The sequence below is a fragment of the Mycobacterium sp. genome (assembly GCF_050700595.1).
Lineage (GTDB): Bacteria > Actinomycetota > Actinomycetes > Mycobacteriales > Mycobacteriaceae > Mycobacterium.
Genome location: NZ_JBOHHI010000173.1, coordinates 1 through 21,937 on the forward strand (window position 1 = coordinate 1; position 21,937 = coordinate 21,937).

The 21,937-nt window shown below is 67.2% G+C and carries 19 protein-coding genes and 1 pseudogene; 9 read left to right on the top strand and 11 right to left on the bottom strand.

All coding sequences use genetic code 11. The features are described 5' to 3' along the window. Positions 1–171: 171 nt before the first annotated feature. From pimB to ACRDTL_RS15855, 4 genes are all read right to left on the bottom strand, one after another. Positions 172–1,308 carry a GDP-mannose-dependent alpha-(1-6)-phosphatidylinositol monomannoside mannosyltransferase gene (pimB, locus tag ACRDTL_RS15840; RefSeq protein ID WP_431507658.1) on the bottom strand — a complete coding sequence of 379 codons (1,137 nt, stop codon included), beginning with the start codon at positions 1,306–1,308 and terminating at the stop codon, positions 172–174. Between the two features lie 9 nt (positions 1,309–1,317). After that, on the bottom strand, positions 1,318–2,127 hold the full coding sequence (locus tag ACRDTL_RS15845; RefSeq protein WP_431507659.1) for a hypothetical protein: 810 nt from the start codon (positions 2,125–2,127) through the stop codon (positions 1,318–1,320). Positions 2,128–2,137: 10 nt separating this feature from the next. Next, positions 2,138–3,268, bottom strand: a complete 1,131-nt coding sequence (ripC, locus tag ACRDTL_RS15850; protein WP_431507660.1) for a peptidoglycan hydrolase RipC — start codon at positions 3,266–3,268, stop codon at positions 2,138–2,140. A gap of 135 nt (positions 3,269–3,403) precedes the next feature. Beyond that, positions 3,404–3,643, bottom strand: a complete 240-nt coding sequence (locus ACRDTL_RS15855; protein ID WP_431507661.1) for a hypothetical protein — start codon at positions 3,641–3,643, stop codon at positions 3,404–3,406. Positions 3,644–3,743: 100 nt separating this feature from the next. Between ACRDTL_RS15855 and ACRDTL_RS15860 the strand changes: the two genes are divergently transcribed. Continuing rightward, positions 3,744–5,660 (top strand): DEDD exonuclease domain-containing protein, encoded by a 1,917-nt coding sequence (locus ACRDTL_RS15860; protein ID WP_431507662.1) that lies wholly within the window; start codon positions 3,744–3,746, stop codon positions 5,658–5,660. Here the strand turns inward: ACRDTL_RS15860 and ACRDTL_RS15865 are convergent. Then, positions 5,599–6,957 (bottom strand): NAD(P)/FAD-dependent oxidoreductase, encoded by a 1,359-nt coding sequence (locus ACRDTL_RS15865; protein ID WP_431507663.1) that lies wholly within the window; start codon positions 6,955–6,957, stop codon positions 5,599–5,601. The genes ACRDTL_RS15860 and ACRDTL_RS15865 overlap by 62 nt on opposite strands. Positions 6,958–7,107: 150 nt before the next feature. Between ACRDTL_RS15865 and ACRDTL_RS15870 the strand changes: the two genes are divergently transcribed. From ACRDTL_RS15870 to ACRDTL_RS15880, 3 genes are all read left to right on the top strand, one after another. Next, complete coding sequence (locus ACRDTL_RS15870; protein ID WP_431507664.1) at positions 7,108–8,124, top strand: AraC family transcriptional regulator; 1,017 nt, start codon at positions 7,108–7,110, stop codon at positions 8,122–8,124. Positions 8,125–8,232: 108 nt separating this feature from the next. After that, positions 8,233–8,793 carry a 2,4'-dihydroxyacetophenone dioxygenase family protein gene (locus ACRDTL_RS15875; protein WP_431507665.1) on the top strand — a complete coding sequence of 187 codons (561 nt, stop codon included), beginning with the start codon at positions 8,233–8,235 and terminating at the stop codon, positions 8,791–8,793. Further along, entirely contained in the window at positions 8,793–9,875 is a 1,083-nt protein-coding gene (locus ACRDTL_RS15880) for a zinc-binding dehydrogenase (protein ID WP_431507676.1), read from the top strand. Before ACRDTL_RS15875 ends, ACRDTL_RS15880 begins: the two co-directional genes overlap by 1 nt. Before the next feature lie 11 nt (positions 9,876–9,886). On the opposite strand, the gene ACRDTL_RS15885 is transcribed toward ACRDTL_RS15880, so the two are convergent. Together ACRDTL_RS15885 and trpD are read right to left on the bottom strand one after the other, a co-directional pair. Then, the gene (locus ACRDTL_RS15885; protein ID WP_431507666.1) at positions 9,887–10,705 is read right to left on the bottom strand and encodes an alpha/beta fold hydrolase; all 819 of its coding nucleotides are present in this window, start codon (positions 10,703–10,705) and stop codon (positions 9,887–9,889) included. Between the two features lie 95 nt (positions 10,706–10,800). Beyond that, positions 10,801–11,878, bottom strand: a pseudogene (gene trpD / locus ACRDTL_RS15890) (anthranilate phosphoribosyltransferase). An 81-nt stretch (positions 11,879–11,959) separates the two neighbouring features. Here trpD and ctaE point away from each other — a divergent pair. The 4 genes from ctaE to qcrB are packed head-to-tail and all read left to right on the top strand — an operon-like array spanning position 11,960 to position 16,267. After that, positions 11,960–12,571 carry an aa3-type cytochrome oxidase subunit III gene (gene ctaE, locus ACRDTL_RS15895; RefSeq protein WP_431507667.1) on the top strand — a complete coding sequence of 204 codons (612 nt, stop codon included), beginning with the start codon at positions 11,960–11,962 and terminating at the stop codon, positions 12,569–12,571. Next, positions 12,568–13,425, top strand: coding sequence for a cytochrome bc1 complex diheme cytochrome c subunit (gene qcrC / locus ACRDTL_RS15900; protein WP_431507668.1), 858 nt, complete (start codon positions 12,568–12,570; stop codon positions 13,423–13,425). Before ctaE ends, qcrC begins: the two co-directional genes overlap by 4 nt. Beyond that, positions 13,422–14,630 carry a cytochrome bc1 complex Rieske iron-sulfur subunit gene (gene qcrA / locus ACRDTL_RS15905; protein ID WP_431507669.1) on the top strand — a complete coding sequence of 403 codons (1,209 nt, stop codon included), beginning with the start codon at positions 13,422–13,424 and terminating at the stop codon, positions 14,628–14,630. Before qcrC ends, qcrA begins: the two co-directional genes overlap by 4 nt. Beyond that, positions 14,627–16,267 carry a cytochrome bc1 complex cytochrome b subunit gene (qcrB, locus tag ACRDTL_RS15910; RefSeq protein ID WP_431507670.1) on the top strand — a complete coding sequence of 547 codons (1,641 nt, stop codon included), beginning with the start codon at positions 14,627–14,629 and terminating at the stop codon, positions 16,265–16,267. The genes qcrA and qcrB overlap by 4 nt, the downstream gene beginning before the upstream one ends. Before the next feature lie 12 nt (positions 16,268–16,279). Here the strand turns inward: qcrB and ACRDTL_RS15915 are convergent, their stop codons facing one another. From ACRDTL_RS15915 to ctaC, 4 genes are all read right to left on the bottom strand, one after another. Further along, entirely contained in the window at positions 16,280–16,930 is a 651-nt protein-coding gene (locus ACRDTL_RS15915) for a DUF2561 family protein (protein ID WP_431507671.1), read from the bottom strand. After that, entirely contained in the window at positions 16,930–17,811 is an 882-nt protein-coding gene (locus tag ACRDTL_RS15920) for an MmpS family transport accessory protein (RefSeq protein ID WP_431507672.1), read from the bottom strand. The genes ACRDTL_RS15915 and ACRDTL_RS15920 overlap by 1 nt, the downstream gene beginning before the upstream one ends. Before the next feature lie 193 nt (positions 17,812–18,004). Next, positions 18,005–18,424: a cytochrome c oxidase subunit 4 gene (locus tag ACRDTL_RS15925; protein ID WP_431507673.1), complete on the bottom strand. Its 420-nt coding sequence runs from the start codon at positions 18,422–18,424 to the stop codon at positions 18,005–18,007. Between the two features lie 8 nt (positions 18,425–18,432). Next, positions 18,433–19,485: an aa3-type cytochrome oxidase subunit II gene (gene ctaC / locus ACRDTL_RS15930; protein ID WP_431507674.1), complete on the bottom strand. Its 1,053-nt coding sequence runs from the start codon at positions 19,483–19,485 to the stop codon at positions 18,433–18,435. A 157-nt stretch (positions 19,486–19,642) separates the two neighbouring features. On the opposite strand from ctaC, the gene asnB reads away from it, so the two are divergent. Continuing rightward, positions 19,643–21,565 carry an asparagine synthase (glutamine-hydrolyzing) gene (gene asnB, locus ACRDTL_RS15935; protein WP_431507675.1) on the top strand — a complete coding sequence of 641 codons (1,923 nt, stop codon included), beginning with the start codon at positions 19,643–19,645 and terminating at the stop codon, positions 21,563–21,565. Positions 21,566–21,937 lie beyond the last annotated feature (372 nt).

Consider the following 21,937-nt stretch of genomic DNA (forward strand, 5'->3'; position numbering starts at 1 on the left):
CCCACAAAGGAAAAGCTGGTACAAGCCAGCAGATCACGCACGCCCCATTACATCCACGCCCGACCGCACCCCACCGAAATCCGCAAGCGAACGCCGGAAATTACCCATCCACGGATTGAGGCTTAGCGTGACGGTGCCTGCCCAACGCCACTCCAGCGTGACGCTGGGCCGTCAGCCGCTCAGCAGGTCGGCCAGCCGCGCCGCCAGCGTGTCCCACCGCCAGTGTGCGGTCACCCAGTCCCGGCCGGCGGCGCCCATGGCCGCGGCGCGCTCCGGGTTGGCCAGCAGCCCGGTGACGGCGTCGGCGACCTGGCCGACCGAACGGCCGTCGACCACCAGCCCGGTTGTGTTGTGCTGCACGGTTTCCGGCGCGCCGCCCGAACACCCGGCGATCACCGGTACCGCGGTGGCCGACGCTTCCAAGTACACGATGCCCAGACCCTCGACGTCGAGCCCGGCTCCGCGGGTGCGGCACGGCATAGCGAATACGTCAGCCATCGCGTGGTGGGCCGGCAGCTCGGCGGTCGGCACCCCGCCGGTGAACGTCACGTGCTCGGCGACGCGAAGGCGCTGGGCCAGCCGACGCAGCGCGGCCAGGTAGGGGCCCCCGCCGGCGACGACCAGCGCGGCACCGTCGACCCGACGCCGAATCTCCGGCAGGGCCCGGATCAGCATGTCCTGACCCTTGCGCGGCACCAGCCGCGACAGGCACATCACCGTGGGCCGGTCGCCGAGGCGGTAGCGGGCGCGCAGTTCGGCGCGGGCGGCGGGATCGGGCTGGAATCGGTCGGTGTCCACCCCCGGCGGCAGATGCTCCAATGCGGTGGCCGGACCAAACGCCGATGCGAACCGCGCCCGCGTGTAGCGGCTGACGAAAGTGACGACGTCGGCGCCGTCACCGATGCGGCGCAGCACCGGCCGCGCCATCGGAAGCATCGACCAGCCCACCTCGTGGCCGTGGGTGCTGGCCAGCACCCGGGTCACGCCGGCTTGCCGGGCGCGGGCCGCCAGCAGACCCAGCGGCGCGGCGGCCCCGAACCAGACGGTGTCGATGGCCCGCTCGGCGATCAGCGCCCGCATCCGGGCGTCGACCGCCGGCCCGGGCAGCATCAGGGTGCCGGGATGGCGCACCAGCTGATAACCGGCGGCGCGCGCATCAAAGACGTCGGCGCCCTTCCACTGCGGCGCGTACACCGTCAGCTCGTGCATCTCGGTGCGGGCCAGCCGGTCCACCAGCTCGCCCAGATAGGACTGGATACCGCCACGTCGGGGCGGAAAGTCGTTCGTTACCAGTAGGACCCGGGACACCTGGGTAGGCTAGCCGGTCAGCCATTGCTGCCAGCGGGCCAGCAGGCCGGGCATGTCGGTGTCGAGCACATTGCGCACCGCGGTGGGCAGGTCGGCGTGCCCAACACCGCATGCGGCCCGGTAGAACGCACGTAAGGTCGTCGGGCCGTAGCGCTCGGCGACGAAGCGGGCAAACCACCATGCCCGGTCGTAGGCCAACGAGCGCTGCGGTCCGGGCGCATCGAGGTCGACGTCCGACGGTAAAGCCGTGGGCAACGGCGTGCGGGCGGGAAGCCCTGCCGGTGGCCGCGCCACGAAGTCAGCAACGCCCTCGGTCAGCCACCGCGACGCATCCCGCGCGGTGTCGGCGCGTGCCGCATAGTGAAAAAGCTCGTGGCTCAATACAATTCGTAGCGCCGAATCACTCATGGTGGCCGCACCCGGCGCGAACACGACCCGCTGGCCGGCCGCGACCCGACGGACCGGATCCAGCCGATCCGCGACGGTGACCGCGGCGATGTCGGCCCACTGCGCCGCGCTGCCGCCACCGGCTTGGGCACGAAACTGACGTTCGGTGCCGGTGACCACGACCGTGATGTCACGCGGCCAGTCGGCCCCCCAGAAGCTTTGCACCGCATCGACCGCAGGGCCGAGGTTGGTGGTGATCCGACCCAGCAGCGGCTCAGTGACCGAACCGCCCAGGTTCACCAGCCGAACACTGCGCCCGGCTGCAAGCAACGGCGCGCCGGTCGCGGCCGACTGGATTCGCGGAAGACCCAGAATTACGGCCGCAGCCAGGATCAGCTCTGCGGCAAGCGCGCCCGCCACCCACCGGCGCATGCGACCGAATTCAGTAGCGGCGAGCGTTGTAGATCGGACCGGACGAGGTCATCGGCACCACCCGCACCGGCTGACCGTAGGTAGAGGAGTGGACCATCAGGCCGTCGCCGACGTAGATGCCGGCATGCGACGCGTCTGAGTAGAAGGTCAGCACGTCACCGGGCTGCAGATCCGACAGCGCCACCGGCTGCCCGCCGTGGGCCAGCGCCTGGCTGGAGTGCGGCAGCGCGATACCGGCCTGCTGGAACGCCCACATCACCAGGCCGGAGCAGTCGAACCCGCCTGGGGCGGCGCCGCCCCAGGCGTAAGGCGACCCGACCTGGGTCATCGCCGCCTGCACGGCGACGGCGGCCCCCTCCCCGCTGCCGGGTGCAGCGGGGAGCGCGTCGGGCAAGGGCTCACCGGGCGCGCCGCCGCCCGGGGCCAGCGCTTCGGGGGCGGGCGCCGCGGCGGCGAGCACGGCCGTCGGCGGCGGCGGCCCGGGGTCGGCCAGCGCGGTGCGCTGCCCCGGTGTCAGCGACTGGTATTGCGACTTGACGACGGCGATCTGTACCTGCAGTTGGCTCTGCTTGGACTGCAGGCTTGCCCGCACCGCGGCGGCCTGTTCGGCGGCGGTCTTGGCGTCAGCCGCCGACTTCGCCGACTCCTGCTCGGCCTTGACGGCGCGCTCGCCGGCGGCTCGGTAGCCGGCCATCTGGGTGGCCATCTCGGTCGAGATCACCCGCTGCACGGCCAGCTTGCCGATCAACTGCTGGGGCGATTCGGCGGTCAGGATGGCGTCCATCCCGCCGGTTCTGCCCCCCATGTACATCGCCGCAGCGAACTTGTCGACGGCGGACTGGAATGTTGCCAACTTCGACTTCGCCGCATCGACAGCGGCCTGGTCGTCGGTGTGCCTCTTGTCGGCAGCGTGCTGTGCGGCCAGTTTGTTGTTGAGGTCGAGCTGCGCGCTGTGCATCGCTTCGGTTGTCTGCTCGGCCTGCCGAGACAACTCGTTGAGCTTTGCCACCGCATCGTTACTGGGGTCGGCTGCTACGTTCCCAGCAAAGACGCCGGAAAAGGTGAGGATGCCTACTGCCGCGCCAACCGAACATCGCCTGACAACGCGGGTCCAGCACTTATCGCCTAGCCCCAACCGCAAAACTTTCGCATCCTTCGAGAACCCGTCGACGCCAAACGCCGAATCTGCATTAAGTCTCAAATAGGTTACGAAACCGCATACGCGTTGTCCAACACTGAGATATTAAGAAAACGGCAAGATTTCGCTGGGGCGCCGTCAGGCTACCCCGGGGCGCCGGCGATGGATCGACACCAGCCGCAGCCTCGGTGCCAGGCCCGCGTCGGCGAGCACCTCCAATGCGGCACGCTCGTCCGCCAGCAAAGTTTCCGGTACCCCGAGTAACACACTGACGACGCAGTCGCGGCACCCCGGACCGCGTACCGCGCAGTCATCGCAGTCGATGATCACTGGTTCGATCGGCCCTTGGCGGCCATCCAACCTGGTGGTTTCTGCCATCTGGCTGGTCCTTTCGGTGTCTGGGTCGGTTTGCGCACACGGTAACCGCCGGCACCGACAGGTTTCTCCGGTGTCGGTGCGGCTGCTTAACGTCTGGGCCATGGGTGTGCCCGCCCCCGAGCAGCTGAGCTTCTCCGGCCTTCAGCGACTGGCCGACATGCCGCTGGCCGAAACCACCTTCGTCGTCGTCGACCTGGAAACCACCGGCGGACGGATGACCGCCGGGGACGGCACCACCGCCGACGCGATCACCGAGATCGGCGCGATCAAGGTCCGCGGCGGGCTGGTGCTGGGCGAGTTCGCGACGCTGGTGGATCCGCGGCGCAGCATCCCGCCGCAGATCGTGCGGCTCACCGGCATCACCACCGCGATGGTGTGCGACGCTCCGACGATCGGCGCGATGCTGCCGACGTTTCTCCAGTTCGCCCGGGGCACGGTGCTGGTGGCTCACAACGCCGGCTTCGACGTCGGATTCCTGCGGGCCGCCGCCGACCAGTGCGGTATCGCCTGGCCCCGACCGCCGGTGCTGTGCACGGTTCGGCTGGCCCGCCGGGTGCTGTCCCGCGAGGAGGCCCCCAGCGTGCGGCTGGCCGCGCTGGCCCGGCTGTTCGCCGTCGCCAGCGAGCCCACCCACCGGGCGCTCGACGACGCCCGCGCCACCGTCGACGTGCTGCACGCGCTGATCGAGCGGGTGGGCAACCAGGGTGTGCACACGTACGGCGACCTTCGCTCGTATCTGCCCGGGGTGACGCCCGCCCAGCGCCGCACGCGGGTGCTGGCGCAGCGGTTGCCGCACCGGCCCGGTGTCTACCTGTTCCGTGGGCCGTCCGGCGAGGTTCTCTACGTGGGAACCGCAATCGACTTGCGCCGCAGGGTCGTTCAATACTTCAACGGCGCCGACCCGCGCGGCCGCACCAAGGAGATGGTCGCGCTGGCCGAGCGCGTCGACCACATCGAGTGCGCGCACGCGCTGGAGGCCGGTGTCCGCGAACTGCGGATGCTGGCCGCGCACGCCCCGCCCTACAACCGCCGGTCGAGGTTTCCGCACCGGTGGTGGTGGGTGGTGGTGACAGACGAGGCGTTTCCGCGGCTGTCGGTGGTGCGCGCGCCGCGACAGGCACGCGCGGTCGGCCCGTTTCGCTCCCGGGCCGACGCAGCCGACACCGCGGCGCTGCTGGCACGGTTCACCGGGGTGCGGACCTGCACCAGCCGACTCGCCCGTTCGGCGCTGCACGGGCCGGGCTGCCCGCAGCGCGAGGTATCGCCGTGTCCGGCGGCCCGCGATGTGACCGCGGCGCAGTATGCCGCGGCGGCCCGGCGGGCCGCCGCATTGATCGACGGCGCCGACGACAGCGCGCTGGCCGCCGCGGTCGAGCAGATCAGCGGGCTGGCGCAGCGGCGCCGCTACGAGACCGCGGCACGGCTGCGTGACCACACCGCGACCGCGGTCGAGGTGCTGTGGCGCGGACAGCGCCTGCGGGCGCTGGCCGCGCTGCCCGAGTTGGTGGCCGCCGCGCCGGACGGGCACGGCGGCTGGCAACTCGCCGTCGTCCGCCACGGCCAGCTGGCCGCGGCCGGCGTCGCCGGCCGCGGTGTGCCGCCGATGCCCGTGGTCGACGCCCTGCGGGCGGGCGCGCAGGTAATCCTGCCGCGGCCCGCGCCGCTGGGCGGCGCGCTGGTCGAGGAGGCGGCGCTGATCGCCCGCTGGCTCGCAGCGCCCGGGGTGCGCATCGTGTGCTGCGCCGGCACTGACGGGGCCGCAGGCTGGGCGTCGCCGCTGCGATCGGCCGGCCGGTGGGTGGCGTGGGCCACCGCGGCCCGGTCGGCACGGGTGGCCGCCGAACAGGCTCTCAGCGAATCAGACCCGTTGACCGAACCGCACCCATCGCGCGAGCAGCTGTTCGGCCGCACGGCTGTCGATCGCGTCGGCGCCGCGGCGCCGCGCGGACGCTTCCTCAGGCCGGGCGGCGATCCAGCGGGCGATCGCCCGCCTGCAGCATCTTGTTCATGGCGGTGACCGCCCGTCGCTGCAGCAACGCCAGCCGAGCACCTCGCAGCAGGTAGTGGTGGGGCGTCTCGTAGTGCGCCAGATACAGGCGGCTGCGACGCAGCCACAGCGGAAGGTACCGATTGCAGTTGAGCAGGTTCTGGGTGCTGGTGAGCAGGGTGCCGGGCAGATCCTCCTTGAGCTCCGGATGCGGTACGGCGGTACAGATCCGGTTGCGTCGCTCGTCACTGGCGTTGAGCAACTCCACGCGGGCGATCAGTGCCGCGCTGAACGTCTGCTGGCACATCAGGACGGACTGCAAGGTGATGCGGCCTGGAGAAAACAACGGCCGGGCAGCCACTTTGGCCAGTCCGTTGGCCGAGCAGTCAATGTAGAGGGTGTCCTTCGCCGCACTGATCGTCCCGGCGTCCAGGTGGATCTCGGCGCTGCCGACGCGTTGCACCCGCCCCATCCGGACCACGTCGGCGATCCGACGCAAGCTGGTCAACTCCCGTTCGTCCACGGTGGCGCAGCGCCACTTGCTCGGCAGTCTGTGGGTATCGATTCGCCAGAGAATCCCCCGGCGTTCCAACTGCAGGAAGACGTCATCGATGTTTGTGGCGTCGGCGATGCTGTGCACCATGGTCGCAATCATCCCCAGCGCACAGCCGGGCTGGATGGTGGCGCGGTTGAACAGCCAGGCATCGTTCGACACGATCCACTGAATTCGATCCGGCGAAACACCTCGGTCCAGCAGGAACAGGATCGAGTCAATCCCGGTCTTCCCGGCGCCGATGACCACGTAGCGCTGCCAGGACCGTTCGAGCCGGACAAGGTCGTTGGGCGGTACCACGGTGACTCCCGCGTCGACGGTGTAGCGGGGCGGACACACCGACGGCACTTCCACTTTCATGTACCTGGCGTCTACCACCCTGCGGTGCGCGGTGACCGTGCTGACCCGATCGCGGTCAACCGTGGAGACGATCCGGCCGTCACCCTCGTGCTCGCTCATCGGGAGGAACCGCACCCTGTCGGTGGCCCGGAAGCGGTCCATCGCGGTCCGGTAGTAATCGACGATCTCGGCATGTGAGGCCAGGTCTTCTCCACCTTGCCCCAGCCGCGTCGAGTTGAGGCCGTAGAACGCGGCCGGCTGGTGCAGCCTGACGAACGGGTAGGCGTCGTTCCAGTGGCCGCCCGGGTTGGCGTGCCGGTCCACGATGACGATGCGTGCGCTGGCGTCCTCGGCGAGGATCACGTCGGCGAACGCCATGCCCATGGCGCCGGCGCCCAGGATCAGATAGTCGGTATCCAGGCGCTCTGTCGGCATTACGGGACTAGCGGAAATCCCTGATTTGTCCAATGACTTGTCCAATCTGGCGTCTCGGCGATGGGTGCCGATTGGGCGGCGACGACCACCCTGCCCGGGTCGGGTCCCAGTGTATTGACAGCACGGGACGAGCACTTGACAGTAGAGGACATGTCGGTGATCCGAGGCACCTGCCTGACGGGTTATCCGGCGCTGGTAACCGAGCTCGGGGGCGACCCCGGGTCACTGCTCGCCCGCGCCGGGATCAACCAGTCCGACGTCGGCTGCTTCGACGCGTTCATCACCTATCTGGCCCTGATCCACGCAGTCGAATCCGCGGCGGCAACGACACAAACACCTGACTTCGGCCGCAGACTCGCCCAACGCCAGGGTATCCAGATCCTTGGCCCGGTCGGGGTGGCTGGACGCACGTCGGAAACGGTGGCCGAGGCGTTCGAGACGTTCGAGCAGTACCTCAGCGCCTATAGTCCCGCGATCTCCGTGTCGATCAGCCGGGGCCTGGAAAACCTGGACAGCACGGTGTCATTCCTGGAGTTCAAAATCCTGATTCCGCACCCGCCGGCGCATCCACAGACCACTGAGTTGTCGCTGGGTGTGGCGCTGCGGGTGCTTCGTTTTCTGCTGGGTGCGGGTTACGCGCCGACGTTGGTTGATCTTCCGCATCCACCGCTGACGGCGCGTGCGGACTATCTCCGTTATTTCGGATGCCCGGCGCGATTCGGCTCGAGCAGAGCGGGTTTCACCCTTGCGACCGAGGACCTACAGCGACGACTGGTCAGGGATGAGATGGCGCACCGCGTGGTGCTGGACTATCTCGGCACCGTCGTCGACCGGCACCGGCCGACGATGTCGTCATCGATACGTGAACTCATCCGGCAGCTATTGCCGACCGGTCACGCGACGGTTCCGGTAATCGCCGACCAGTTTCGACTGCACCCCAAGGCATTGCGGCGCCGACTGGTCTACGAGGGGACGACCTTCAACGCCGTCGTCGACGATGTGCGGTGCGAAATCGCAGAGCGCTATCTTCGGGACACCGATATGACCCTGACCCATCTCGCACGCCAATTGGGGTACGCCGAACAGAGCGTCTTATCGCGGTCGTGTCAACGCTGGTTTGGAGCCAGCCCGGCATCGCTGCGGGAGAAGTGGCAAACCCGGGTTTGATGTCCTTTACTGTCAAACGCTCGTCCCGTGCTGTCAATACATTCAGCCCCGACCCGGGCAGGGTGGTGATCACAACCCAATAGACACAAACGAGAAGGGAATCCACTCATGACGCTCACGATCGTCCCCGCTCCGGCGACCACCGCCACCGGTGCACCGCTACCGCTGGTGGCTTTGACCCAGCGTGAGCTGCTGACCGTCGATGAAAAGGATATTCCGCTGGTGCGCAACGCTTTCGGTGACGGTGTGCACTTCAAACCACTGCGGCTCGACATCGAAAATGGCGAGTGGGTTGTGCTGGCGACGTTCGCGCCCGGCTCACGGATCCCCCTGCACTACCACACCGGCGCGGTGGACGCCTGGACCATCAGTGGCTGCTGGCGCTACCGGGAGTACGCCGACCAGCCGCAGACCGCCGGATCCTACCTGTATGAGCCCGCGTCGTCGGTGCACACGCTGGAGTGCCCGGAATCCAACACCGAAGACACCGTTGTCCTGTTCCGGGTCAGCGGCGCCAACGTCAACTTCACCGACGAGGGCCAGTTCCACTCCGTCCTCGACGCGGCCCTGATCTGCCAGCTGACCGGCGCCATGGCCGAAGAGCAAAAACTGGGCCCCGTCACCTACATCGCCGGCGGCGCAGTCGGTTACGCCACAGTCGGTGCGTGATGCGCGCGGTGCTGATGCAGGACTCCAAACTCGCGGTCGCCGACGTGCCCGAGCCGGTGCCCGGCCCCGGCGAAGTCCTGGTCGACGTGCTGGCGTGTGGCATCTGCGGCACAGACCTGCACTGTGCGGCACACGGGCCGGAGTTCAACGCGGCCACCAGGGCCGCAGCCGGCATTGACCTGCTGGATCTGGAGCGCCCGATCGTGTTCGGACACGAGTTCGTCGGTCGCGTTGCGGCCTACGGGCCGGGCACCCAACAGCGAATTCCGCTGGGCCGCCGGGTGGTGTCGATGCCGATCCTGCTCCGTCAGCCACAGGTGATGCTCGGTTTCGCCGGCCCCGACGCACCCGGCGGGTACTGCGAGCGCATCGTGCTCTCCGAACCGCTGCTGATCGAGGTACCCGACCACGTACCAACCGAAGTCGCCGCGCTGACCGAGCCTTTGGCGGTTGCCTACCGCACGGTGGCCCGGGCCGACGTCGACGCCGATGACGTGCCGCTCGTCGTCGGGTGCGGGCCGATCGGGTTGGCGGTCATCGTGGTCCTGAAGATGAAAGGAATCGGACCCGTCGTCGCGTCCGACCTTTCGCCGCAACGACGCGAGTTGGCCCGGCAACTCGGCGCCGACGTCGTCGTCGACCCGGATGAGAGCTCACCGTTCGAGGCGCTGTTAGCCGCCGCCGCGACGAATGATTCCGCAAAGATGGCGCGCCCCAACGCCGTACTGGGCCAACTCCCGATCCGGCCGACGGTCGCGTTCGAGTGTGTCGGTGTTCCCGGGCTCATCCAGCAACTGATCGCTGGCGTCCCGCCGGGCTCACGCATCGCAGTCGCGGGCATTGCCATGGGCACGGACAGCTTCGCGCCGGCACAGTGCATCCTCAAGGAACTCGACATCCGGTTCTCGCTGTATTACGCACCCGAGCAGTTCGCGCAGACCTTCGCGCACCTGGCGGCCGGGGATTTCGACGTCGCCCCGCTACTTACCGGCACCGTCGGTCTCGACGGCGTCGCGGACGCTTTCGAGCGCCTGAGTAGGAGTCCGAGCGATGCGAAGATCCTGCTCGATCCGACGCGCTGACTCTTCCGCGGTCAAACCGCATCGAACCAGTCCAGCGCGCATCCGGCCAGCTCTGCAGGCCGTTCGGCCGGAATCCAGTGCCCGGCGCCGCGGATCTGCACGTACTGCCATGGCGCGGCCATATAACGTTCGGATCGGCGCATCTGGTCCTCGGCCAGATAGTCATCGCCGTCGCTCCACACGCCAAGAGTCGGCACGCGGCAGTCGGCCCATCGCCTGGTGAACACGGTGACAATGTTGGCCCGGTACCAGTTGAGCCCCGCGGTCAATCTTCCCGGACGTGCCATCGACGCAACCATCGAGTCGGTATCAGGATGCGTGCGCGCCCACCTGCGCAGCCCATGCGCGTTACCGCGCAGCAGCCTTCGCTCGGCGATTCCGGCGAACTGGAAGCCGATCGTGTACAGGCCCTTGCGCTTCTGCTCCCAGCCCGCGTTGCGGTAGGCACGCGGATGGCCGACCGATACCGCGACGTAGCGGCGCGCCAGTTCCGGGTACCGCAGGCACACACACCAGCCGATCACCGCGCCCCAATCGTGACCCATCAGATCGAGTGGAGTTGGCAGGTCCAGCGCGCGTATGACGTTCGCGACGTCGTCGACAAGTCGGTCGATCCGGTAATGCCGACGCCCGGGCGGGGCATCGGAGTCGCCGAACCCGTACTGGTCGAAAGCAACAACGGTTCGTCCGGCGTCGACGAACCGCTCGCCCGTCGCATCCCACAGATCGAGATTGTCGGGAAACCCGTGCAGCAGCACTACCGCAGGCCCCGTACCCCGTTGCGAAACATTCACCGTCCGGTTCCCGGGCAGGGTCACGCGGCGCGCCATGGTGGCACACTGTACTGGCGTTGAGCGGTTTCCGCGTACCGAAACGCACCGCCCAATCCAGCTCGCCGCAGCGGCGGGGCCGTCGATGATTTAGTTTAGTCCTGTTGACCGAACCGCACCCATCGCGCGAGCAGCTGCTGCGCCGCACCACTGTCGATCGCGTCGGCGGCGCGGCACAGGCCGTCCTCCCACGCCGGCAGCCATTCGGCGCGGCTGGATAGCCCGGCGTGGGCCACGATCGCGCCGGCGGCGTTGAGCACCACCGCGTCGCGCACCGGCCCCTTGGCACCGGCCAGCACCGCACGCGCCTCCGCCGCGTTGGCCGCCGCGTCGCCGCCCAACAGGTCGTCGAGGTCGGCGCGGGCGAATCCGAAGCCGGCCGGATCGAAGGTCAGCTTGTCCACCGTGCCGGCTTGCACCCGCCAGATCGTGCTGGTCGTGGTGGTGGTCAGTTCGTCGAGCCCGTCGTCGCCGTGCACCACCAAAACGCTGGAGGCCCGGGCGGCGAACACCCCGGCCATCACCTCAGCCAGGTCGGCGAACGCGCAGCCGATCAGACCCGCCCGCGGCTGACCCGGATTGGTAAGCGGCCCAAGCAGATTGAACACCGTCGGGATGCCGACCTCGCGCCGCACCACCGACGCGTGCCGGTACGACGGATGGAACTGCGGCGCGAAGCAGAACCCGATCCCGACTTCGCCGACACTGCGCGCGACCTCATCGGGGCCCAGGTCGATGCGTACCCCGAGCGCCTCGAGAGTGTCGGCGCCGCCGGCCAGCGACGACACCGCCCGGTTGCCGTGCTTGACCACCGGCACCCCGGCGGCAGCTACCACGATCGCCGCCATCGTGGACAGGTTGACGGTGCTGACGCCGTCGCCGCCGGTGCCCACCACATCGACGGTGTCGGTACCGATCGCCTCGGCGGGGAGCCGGCGTGCGTGCTGGAGCATCACGTCGGCCAGCTCACTGACCTCCGCCGTGGTCGGGACCTTCATCGTCAAAGCCACCGCGAAGGCCGCGATCTGGGCCGGCGTTGCCGCACCGGTCATGATCTGCTCCATGGCCCAGGCGGCCTGTCCGCGCGCCAGGTGCTTCCCGGCCGCCAAACCGGCCAGCACCCGCGGCCAGGTCGGCCCCAGAGATGAACCCGCCACGCGCCGATGGTCCCATAGAGCCGTCGGCGGATCCGCGCCACGCCAATTGCCGCCCCCGGGTGGAGTTAGACAACTACAAAGCGTCATACTTGCGGATGTGACGAGTGCTGTAGGGACCTCGGGTACTGCCATCACGTCGCGTGTGCATTCGCTCAATCGGCCCAACATGGTCAGTGTCGGCACCATAGTGTGGCTTTCCAGCGAACTCATGTTCTTTGCTGGGTTGTTCGCAATGTACTTCACGGCGCGCGCTCAGGCCGGCGGCAACTGGCCGCCGCCGCCGACCGAGTTGAACCTGTATCAAGCCGTGCCGGTCACGCTGGTGCTGATTGCGTCGTCGTTCACCTGCCAGATGGGTGTGTTCGCCGCCGAGCGCGGCGACGTGTTCGGGTTGCGCCGCTGGTACGTCATCACCTTCTTCATGGGCCTGTTTTTCATCCTCGGCCAGGCCTACGAGTACTACCACCTGACCGGTCACGGCACCACGATCCCGAGCAGCGCTTATGGCACCGTCTTCTACCTGGCCACGGGCTTTCACGGACTGCACGTGGCCGGCGGGCTGATCGCCTTCATCTTCCTGTTGGCCCGGACCACGATGAGCAAGTTCACCCCGGCGCAAGCGACCGCCTCGATCGTCGTCTCCTATTACTGGCACTTCGTCGACATCGTCTGGATCGCACTGTTCGCCACGATCTACTTCATCCGATGACCAGCGCGGGTAAGAACAGGAGTGCTCGGTTGATGACAACGAGGTTGCCGAGCGATCGCTCCCGGCGGCGGCTGCGCCGGCGGCTCTCGACCGGCCTGCTGCTGTTGGCGGCGCTGGGCCTCGCCGGTGGGCTCGCGGCTGTGCTGACCCCCACCCCGCAGGTTGCCGTCGCCGACGAGTCTTCCTCGGCACTGCTACGCAACGGTAAGCAGTTGTTCGATACCTCCTGCGTGAGCTGTCACGGCGCCAACCTGCAAGGGGTGCCGGACCGTGGCCCGAGTCTGATCGGCGTTGGCGAAGCCGCGATCTACTTTCAGGTGTCCACCGGGCGGATGCCCGCCTCGCGCGGGGAGGCGCAGGCGCCCCGCAAAGAGCCGATGTTCGACGCCGGCCAGATCGACGCCCTGGGTGCCTATGTGCAGGCCAACGGCGGCGGTCCGACCGTGGTGCGCAACCCCGACGGGAGCATCGCGACACGATCGTTGCGTGGCGAGGATCTGGGCCGCGGTGGCGACCTGTTCCGGCTCAACTGCTCCTCGTGCCACAACTTCACCGGCAAGGGCGGTGCCCTGTCGTCGGGCAAGTACGCGCCCGATCTGGAGCCGGCCAACGAGCAGCAGATCCTGACCGCGATGCTGACCGGCCCGCAGAGCATGCCGAAGTTCTCCGACCGCCAGCTGCCCTTCGATGCCAAGAAGGACATCATCGCCTACGTGAAAACCGTTAGCGAAGAACGTCAGCCGGGCGGCTACGGGCTGGGTGGCTTCGGACCCGCCCCCGAGGGCATGGCGATGTGGATTATCGGGATGGTCGCCGTCATCGGCGTGGCACTGTGGATTGGGGCGCGAACGTGAGCGAGGACATCAAAGGCACCGACACACCCGGTCAGACCGGCGTTCCCGGCCAGCCCAGCGATGCCGAGCTGAACGAGATGTCGCGTGAGGAATTGGTCGCCCTCGGTGGTCGGGTCGATGGGGTCCAGACCGTCGTCAAGGAATCGCGCTGGCCGGTCGCCGGTACCAAAGCCGAGAAGCGCACCGACCGCTGGGTCGCGCTGTGGTTTTTGGCCGGCGGCGGTTTCGGGCTGGCGCTGCTGCTGGTTTTTCTGTTCTGGCCCTGGGAGTACAAGCCCTACGAGGCCGACGGCAGCTTCCTGTATTCGCTGACCACCCCGCTCTACGGACTGACGTTCGGGCTGTCCATTCTGTCGATTGCCATCGGAGCGGTGCTGTTCGGCAAAAAGTTTATCCCCGAAGAGATTTCGATTCAGGAACGCCATGATGGTGGCGGCTCCGGGTCACCCGAGATCCACCGCAAGACGGTAGTCGCCAACCTGACCGACGCGTTCGAGGGCTCGACCCTACGGCGCCGCAAATTGATCGGCGCGTCGCTGGGGATCGGCTTGGGCGCCTTTGGGCTCGGCACCCTGGTGGCGTTTGCCGGCGGGCTCATCAAGAACCCGTGGAAACCGGTGGTGCAGACAGCCGACGGTAAGAAGGCTGTGCTTTGGACGTCGGGATGGACACCGCGGTACCGCGGCGAGACCATCTATCTGGCCCGCGCCACCGGCGAGCATCTCGGCGCGCCGTTCGTCAAGATGCGCCCGGAAGACATCGACGCCGGCGGCATGGAGACGGTGTTCCCGTGGCGGGAGTCCGACGGCGACGGCACCAGCCACGAGTCACGCGAAAGGCTCCAGACCATCATGATGGGCGTCCGTAACCCGGTGATGCTGATCCGGATCAAGCCGGGTGATCTGTCCCGGGTGGTGAAACGCAAAGGCCAGGAGAGCTTCAACTTCGGCGAGTTCTTCGCCTACACCAAGGTCTGCTCGCATCTGGGTTGTCCGTCATCGCTCTACGAACAGCAGGCCTACCGCATCCTGTGCCCGTGCCACCAGTCGCAGTTCGACGCGTTGCACTACGCCAAACCGATATTCGGGCCGGCGGCGCGCGCGTTGGCGCAACTGCCGATCACCATCAACAGCAACGGGTACTTGGTCGCCAACGGCGACTTCACAGAGCCTGTCGGACCGGCATTTTGGGAGCGCACGTCATGAGTCCGAAGATCGATATCGGTAATGCTCTGGCCCGCCAAGCCCAGGACATCGATAGCCGTTATCACCCGTCAGCCGCGGTGCGGCGTCAACTCAACAAGGTCTTCCCGACCCACTGGTCGTTCCTGCTCGGCGAGATCGCCCTGTACAGCTTCATCGTGCTGCTGATCACCGGCGTGTATCTGACGCTGTTCTTCGATCCGTCGATGACTGAGGTCACCTACAACGGCGTGTATCAACCGCTGCGCGGGGTGAATATGTCGCGAGCCTACGAATCGGCGCTCGACATCTCCTTCGAAGTGCGCGGTGGGCTGTTCGTCCGGCAGATCCACCACTGGGCCGCGCTGATGTTCGCCGCGGCGATCATGGTGCACCTGGCGCGCATCTTCTTCACCGGCGCGTTCCGCCGGCCCCGCGAAGTCAACTGGATCATTGGTTCGCTGCTGCTGATCCTCGCTATGTTCGAGGGGTATTTCGGCTATTCGTTGCCCGACGACCTACTGTCGGGCATCGGCATACGTGCCGCACTGTCGTCAATCACGTTGGGTATGCCGGTGATCGGCACGTGGCTGCACTGGGCTATTTTCGGCGGCGACTTCCCCGGCGACATCCTCATGCCGCGGCTGTACGCCGTTCACATCCTGCTCTTCCCGGGCATCATGCTGGCGTTGATCGGGCTGCACCTGGCATTGGTGTGGTTCCAGAAGCACACCCAGTTTCCCGGCCCCGGGCGCACCGAGCACAACGTCGTCGGCGTGCGGGTGATGCCGGTGTTCGCGGTCAAGTCCGGCGCGTTCTTCGCGCTGACTACCGCGATCCTGGGCCTGATGGGTGGGCTGCTGCAGATCAACCCGATCTGGAACTTGGGCCCCTACAAGCCATCTCAGGTTTCGGCGGGTTCTCAGCCGGACTTCTACATGATGTGGACCGAGGGCCTGGCCCGTATCTGGCCGGCGTGGGAGTTCTACTTCTGGCACCACACGATCCCCGGCCCGGTCGGCGTGGCGCTGGTCATGGGCCTGGTTTTCGTCTTGCTGCCGATCTATCCGTTCCTGGAGAAGCGATTCACCGGCGACTACGCGCACCACAACCTGTTGCAGCGGCCGCGTGACGTCCCGGTGCGCACCGCAGTCGGCGCGATGGCCATCGCTTTCTACATGGTGCTCACCCTGAGCGCCATGAACGATGTCATCGCCGACAAGTTCCACATCTCGCTTAACGCGACCACCTGGATCGGGCGCATCGGAGCGGTGGTGCTGCCGCCGATCATCTACTTCGTCGCCTATCGGTGGTGCATCGGGCTACAGCGCAGCGATCGCGCGGTGCTCGAGCACGGCGTCGAGACCGGCATCATCAAGCGGTTGCCGCACGGCGCCTACATCGAACTGCACCAGCCGCTCGGCCCGGTTGACGAGCACGGCCACCCGCTGCCGCTGGAGTACCAGGGCGCCCCGGTGCCCAACAAGATGAACAAGCTCGGTTTGGCGGGCACGCCCGGCTCGGGCAGTTTACTGTTCGCCGATCCGGCGTCGGAGGACACCGCACTTCGCGAGGCAGCGCACGCCAGCGAACAGCGTGCCCTGACCGCGCTGCGGGAACGCCAACAAGACGACAACGGTTCGGCCGACGGCGAACACTAGTGCGCCTTAACGTCAGTACGACGGCTGAGGTTCGGTGAGCGTGCGCCGCAGCCGCCGGACGTGGCGCCACAGCACCAGCGGCATGACCACCGCGACAACCCCGGCAATCACGTAAGCGGTCCACGCCGCGCCTTGATGGCCGATCGCCATCAGGTACGTCGCCGCCGCCACCGCAACCAGCGCCAGACCCATCGCGCCAAGCAGGAAAACGCTGCCGCGCAACCAAATACGGTTCACTTCGGCGTCCGGCAACGCGGGCCGCAGCGCGGTCAACCGCTCGGTGCGGGCCTGCTCGGCGACGCCGCGCGCCGGCGGATGACCCGGCCTGATCGGCTGGCCGCCCCCCGCAGGCGTCGCCAAACCCGTAGATCGCGCCACCGGCTCGGCCCGAGTCGTGCGCCTGGCCCGCAGCAGCATCGGGATCGCCGCCAGGATGATCAACGCGGAAACGACGATGATCACGTACAGCACCGACGAGGTGTGCGGGTTGCCTGCCGTCTTGTGAAAACCCCGGCCCAGGTCGACCAGGGCGACGACGGCGGCAACGCTCATTCCCACCAGCACCAGCCACACCGCCGCACACCCCCCGACCAGGATGCGATCGCCGGTAGTGGGCGACACCGTGGCCCAGCCGGGCTTGCGCTCGGAATACCTGTCGGCCATCAGCAGCTCGTCTGCGGTGCGTTGTTCTCGTTCGATGACAACACCGCGCCGTCGCTGCTGGTGATCGAGCAGTTGAGTTTGCTCAGCCGCAGCAAGCTGGATGCCTCCACCGAGCCAACCTCGGATTGCGAGATCGGTGTGAGGGTGAGCGACCACGGGATGTACGCGTTGCGCTGGACCCGTCGCTGCCCCGAGGCGTCGGTGTACGTGATTGTTATCTGGTCGAACGGAGCCTTGGTGCCGGTCACCGAATAGGTGACCTGTTTGGGACCGGCCGGCGCGGGCGGCGGCGCCGCTGCGGTCGGCGTCGCGGGTGCAGGTGCCGGTGCCGGTGCCGGTGGCGGTGGTGGCGGCGCCTCACTGGGCGGCGGCGGTGGTGGCGGCGCCTCACTGGGCGGCGGCGGCGGTGTCGGCGGCGCCTCGCTGGCCGGCGGCGGCGGTGGAGCGGGCGGCGGGGTGGTGACGATGATCTCGTCCTGCATCGGCGGCGTGGAGGTGGGGGCGGTGCCCGGGGTGGCCAGCTTCGTGGTGTCGGTGCGGGCCACTAGCAACGACACAGACACCACCAGTGTGATCGCCGCCACGATCGCCGCGATGCCCACGACCCACGGCCAGCGCGGAGGGGTGCCGTCCTCCGCCGACTCGTCATAGCTGTCGTAGTCGTAGAGGTCGAGACCCATCGGAACATAGGGGCCGCTGCTGAAGTGTTCGGCTTCGGGAGCCGAATACGCCTGGGAATAAATGTCGGTGTCGCCGGTCTGGTCGCTCTCGTCGGTCTCCTCCCCCTGGCCGGCGTCGTCGAGCTCGGTACCGTCGTCGCTGGGTGCGCTGTGCGGCTCCAGTTCGTCAGACTCCGGTCCCGGAGGATTCGGCCCGCTCATGTGTGCCTGTCCTGTTCGACTACATCATCCGCGCACGCCGCATCGTCGCTGCATCGCCCCGCGCGCGTTCCGATGTTTCTCATTGTGCCTCGCAAACCCTACCCAACCCGGGCGGGCAGAGCATTCTCGGTCAATTGCCCACGGATCAACTGATGCCCCGATTGTGACCTTGTGACTGACCGACCGGCCCCGATCAGTGCTTCTCGGGACCGAGGTAGTACTCGAAGACCAGCCCGGCCGCCGAGGCGAGGACGAAAACCACGCCCGCCACGATCAACCACGGCAGCCACAACCCGATACCGACCGCGGCCACCGATCCGGACAGTGCGACCAGAATCGGCCACCAGCTGTGCGGGCTGAAGAAACCCAATTCGCCTGCGCCGTCGCTGATTTCAGCGCCCTCGTAGTCCTCGGGACGGGTGTCGAGCCGACGGGCCACGAAGCGGAAGAAGGTGGACACGATCAGCGCCAAGCCGGCGGTCAACACCAGTGCGGTCGTCCCCGCCCACTCGATCCCGCCGGTGGCGAACATGGATGTCAAAACGGCGTACACCACCGCAACCACGACGAAGAACGTGGCAATGAATTCGAACAGCCTGGCCTCGATATGCATGGGCTTTCCTACCTGTTCGCCTGCGGCGATTGCTGACCGCGACGGGATTCGAACGGATGGGTACTGACCGCGGTCGGAGACTGGTCGATGGCCTGCAGGGCTTGCGCGTTGCTCTTACCGGCGATCCGCTGTTGTAGGTAGGCCTTGAAGTCGTTGGGCGCCACGACGCGAACCTCGAAGTTCATCATCGAGTGGTAGGTGCCACACAGCTCGGCGCAGTGGCCGACGAACGCCCCGGTCTTGGTGATCTCGGCGACTTGGAAGCGGTTCACCGAGTGGTTGGCCTCGGGGTCGGGCATCACGTCGCGCTTGAACAGGAACTCCGGCACCCAGAACGCGTGCACCACGTCGGCCGAGGCCAACTGGAATTCGATCCGCTTGCCGGCGGGCAGCACCAAGACCGGGATCTCGGTGGTGGTGCCCAGCGTCTCGACCTTGTCGAAGTTGAGGTAGCTGCGGTCCTCGGGGTTGAGGCCGTGCAGCGGGCCGACGATTTCCTCGCCGTGCTTGTCTTTGCCTTCCGGCTTGGAGACCATCGCCGCTTTGCGCGCCCGGTCGGCCCCGTCGTATTTGAGCGTTCCATCGGAGAAGTCGACCTTCTGGTAGCCGAACTTCCAGTTCCACTGGAACGCCGTGACGTCGACGACCACCTCCGGGTCGGAGGCCAAATGCAGCATCTTCTCCTGCACCACCACCGTGCAATAGAACAGCACCGAGATGATCAGGAACGGTGTGACGGTGAGCACCAACTCCAGCGGCATGTTATAGCCGAATTGACGGGGCAGTTCGGTGTCGGTGGCTTTCTTGCGGTGAAAGGCCGCCGCCCAGAAGATGAGGCCCCACACGATGACCCCCACCACCAGCGAGGCGATCACCGCTCCGAGCCACAGCTGCCGGTTGGCATGAGCTTCCGGGGTGATGCCCTCCGGCCAGCCCAGACCGAGCACGTGCTGCCAGCTGCAGCCGCTCAGGGTGACCGCCAGCACGGCCAGCGCACCGGCCAACACCGGCAGACGGAGCCGACGGGAGCCTCCAGAACGGCCTGCCCCGCGAGGTGTCACCTTGGCGCCCTCCTGTATCCCGAGCTGGGCCGACGGGTCGGCCGACTCCCTGCAGCAGTCGAATACTACGCAGCGTAGACCACGCGATCCGGCGAAGCCGTGCCAACTCCCCCTGGCCATCCGCATGCACTCGACGCGTGCGGCATACTTGGGCGGCGTGTGTGGACTGCTGGCTTTCGTGGGCGCCGCTGCCCAGGACGCCGCCGATGCGGTTGGCCGGGCCTCGCATCTGATGCGCCACCGCGGGCCCGACGACCCCGGGACATGGGCTGACGGGACCGTCGTGCTGGGCTTCAACCGGCTGTCGATCATCGACATCGCGCACTCGCACCAACCGCTGCGTTGGGGACCGCCGGAAAACCCCAACCGGTACATGCTGGTGTTCAACGGCGAGATCTACAACTACGTGGAGTTACGTGCGGAGCTCACTGCAAGCTACGGCGCGGCCTTCGCCACCGACGGTGACGGTGAGGCTATCGTCGCCGCCTACCACCATTGGGGCGTCGACGCGTTGACCCGGCTCCGGGGCATGTTCGCGTTCGCGTTGTGGGACACCGTAACCCACGAATTGTTTTGCGCTCGTGACCCTTTCGGCATCAAACCATTGTTCATGGCGACCGGCCCCGGTGGCACCGCGGTCGCCAGCGAGAAGAAATGCCTGCTGGAATTGGCCGGCCTGGTGGGGTTCGACACCCGTATCGATGATCGGGCCGTCCAGCACTACACGGTGCTGCAGTACGTGCCCGAGCCCGAGACGCTGCACCGCGGGGTACGTCGGCTGGAATCTGGCTGCTACGCGCGGATCCGCCCGGGAAGTCCCGCACCGGAAGTCGCCCGTTACTTCGTGCCCCGGTTCAGCGCCGATCCGATCACCCGCGGCGGCGAGCAGGCCCGCTACGACGAGATCACCGCCGTCCTGGAGGACTCGGTGGCCAAGCACATGCGCGCCGATGTCACCGTCGGAGCGTTTTTGTCGGGTGGCATCGACTCGACGGCGATTGCGGCGCTGGCCATCCGGCACAACCCGCGGCTGATCACGTTCACCACCGGTTTCGAGCGGGAGGGCTTCTCCGAGATCGACGTCGCCGTGGCATCGGCCGAGGCGATCGGGGCGCGGCACATCGCCAAGGTGGTCAGTGCGGGTGAGTTCGTCGCCGCGTTACCCGAGATCGTCTGGTATCTCGACGAGCCGGTCGCCGACCCGGCACTGGTGCCGTTGTTCTTCGTTGCCCGCGAGGCCCGCAAGCACGTCAAGGTGGTGCTTTCCGGTGAGGGTGCCGACGAGTTGTTCGGCGGCTACACGATCTACCGGGAGCCGCTGTCGCTGCGGCCGTTCGAGTATCTGCCGCCACGGCTGCGGCGTTCGATGGGCAAGGTGTCCAAACCGCTGCCGGACGGCATGCGCGGCAAGAGCCTGCTGCACCGCGGATCGCTACCGCTGGAGGAGCGCTACTACGGCAACGCCCGCAGCTTTTCCGACGCGCAACTGCGCGACGTGCTGCCCGGGTTCCGCCCGGAATGGACGCAGGCCGACGTGACCGCGCCGGTGTATGCGGAATCGGCGGGCTGGGACCCGGTGGCCCGCATGCAGCACATCGACTTGTTCACCTGGTTACGCGGCGACATCCTGGTCAAGGCCGACAAGATGACGATGGCCAACTCGCTCGAGCTGCGGGTGCCGTTTCTGGATCCGGAGGTCTTCGCGGTGGCCGCCCGGTTGCCGTACGACGCGAAAATCACCCGCAGCACCACGAAGTACGCGCTGCGGCGCGCGCTGGAGCCCATCGTCCCGGCGCACGTGCTCAACCGGCCCAAGCTCGGGTTCCCGGTACCGATCAGGCACTGGTTGCGCTCCGGTGAGCTGCTGGACTGGGCGTATGCGACGACGGACTCCTCGCAGGCAGGCCAGTTCATCAAGATCGTTGCGGTGCGTCGGATGCTCGACGAACATCGTTGTGGCACAACCGATCACAGTCGTCGACTGTGGACGGTGCTGATTTTCATGCTGTGGCACGCGATCTTCGTCGAGCACAGCGTGGTGCCGCGGATCAGCGAGCCGCAGTATCCGGTGCAGCTCTAGCACATATGCGTGCTGAACAGGCCAAATCGACTGTGCACTCAGGGATTCGAGCGTGCACTGAGGGCGGGCTGCGGGCAAAAGTCTCGCCCTGGATTCACACTCGACGCCCTGGATTCACACTCGATTCCATGAAAATTTGCGCCGACTGTACGGTTTCGTACGCGACGCGCCGATGACGGCGTATCGATCCGCACGTTGGCGTATGCCGCGGGTCAGCCGGGACGCCGACCAGGGCGTCTGCTCGCCCTTAGCCTCGATCCACGGATGAATTGACGGTGGTTCGGGTGTCGGTATGAGGAAAGTGCCTTCTGAGCTGGGATGATTGGAGTTTCCACACAACAATCTGACCCGACGAGAAAGGCACTTCCGGTG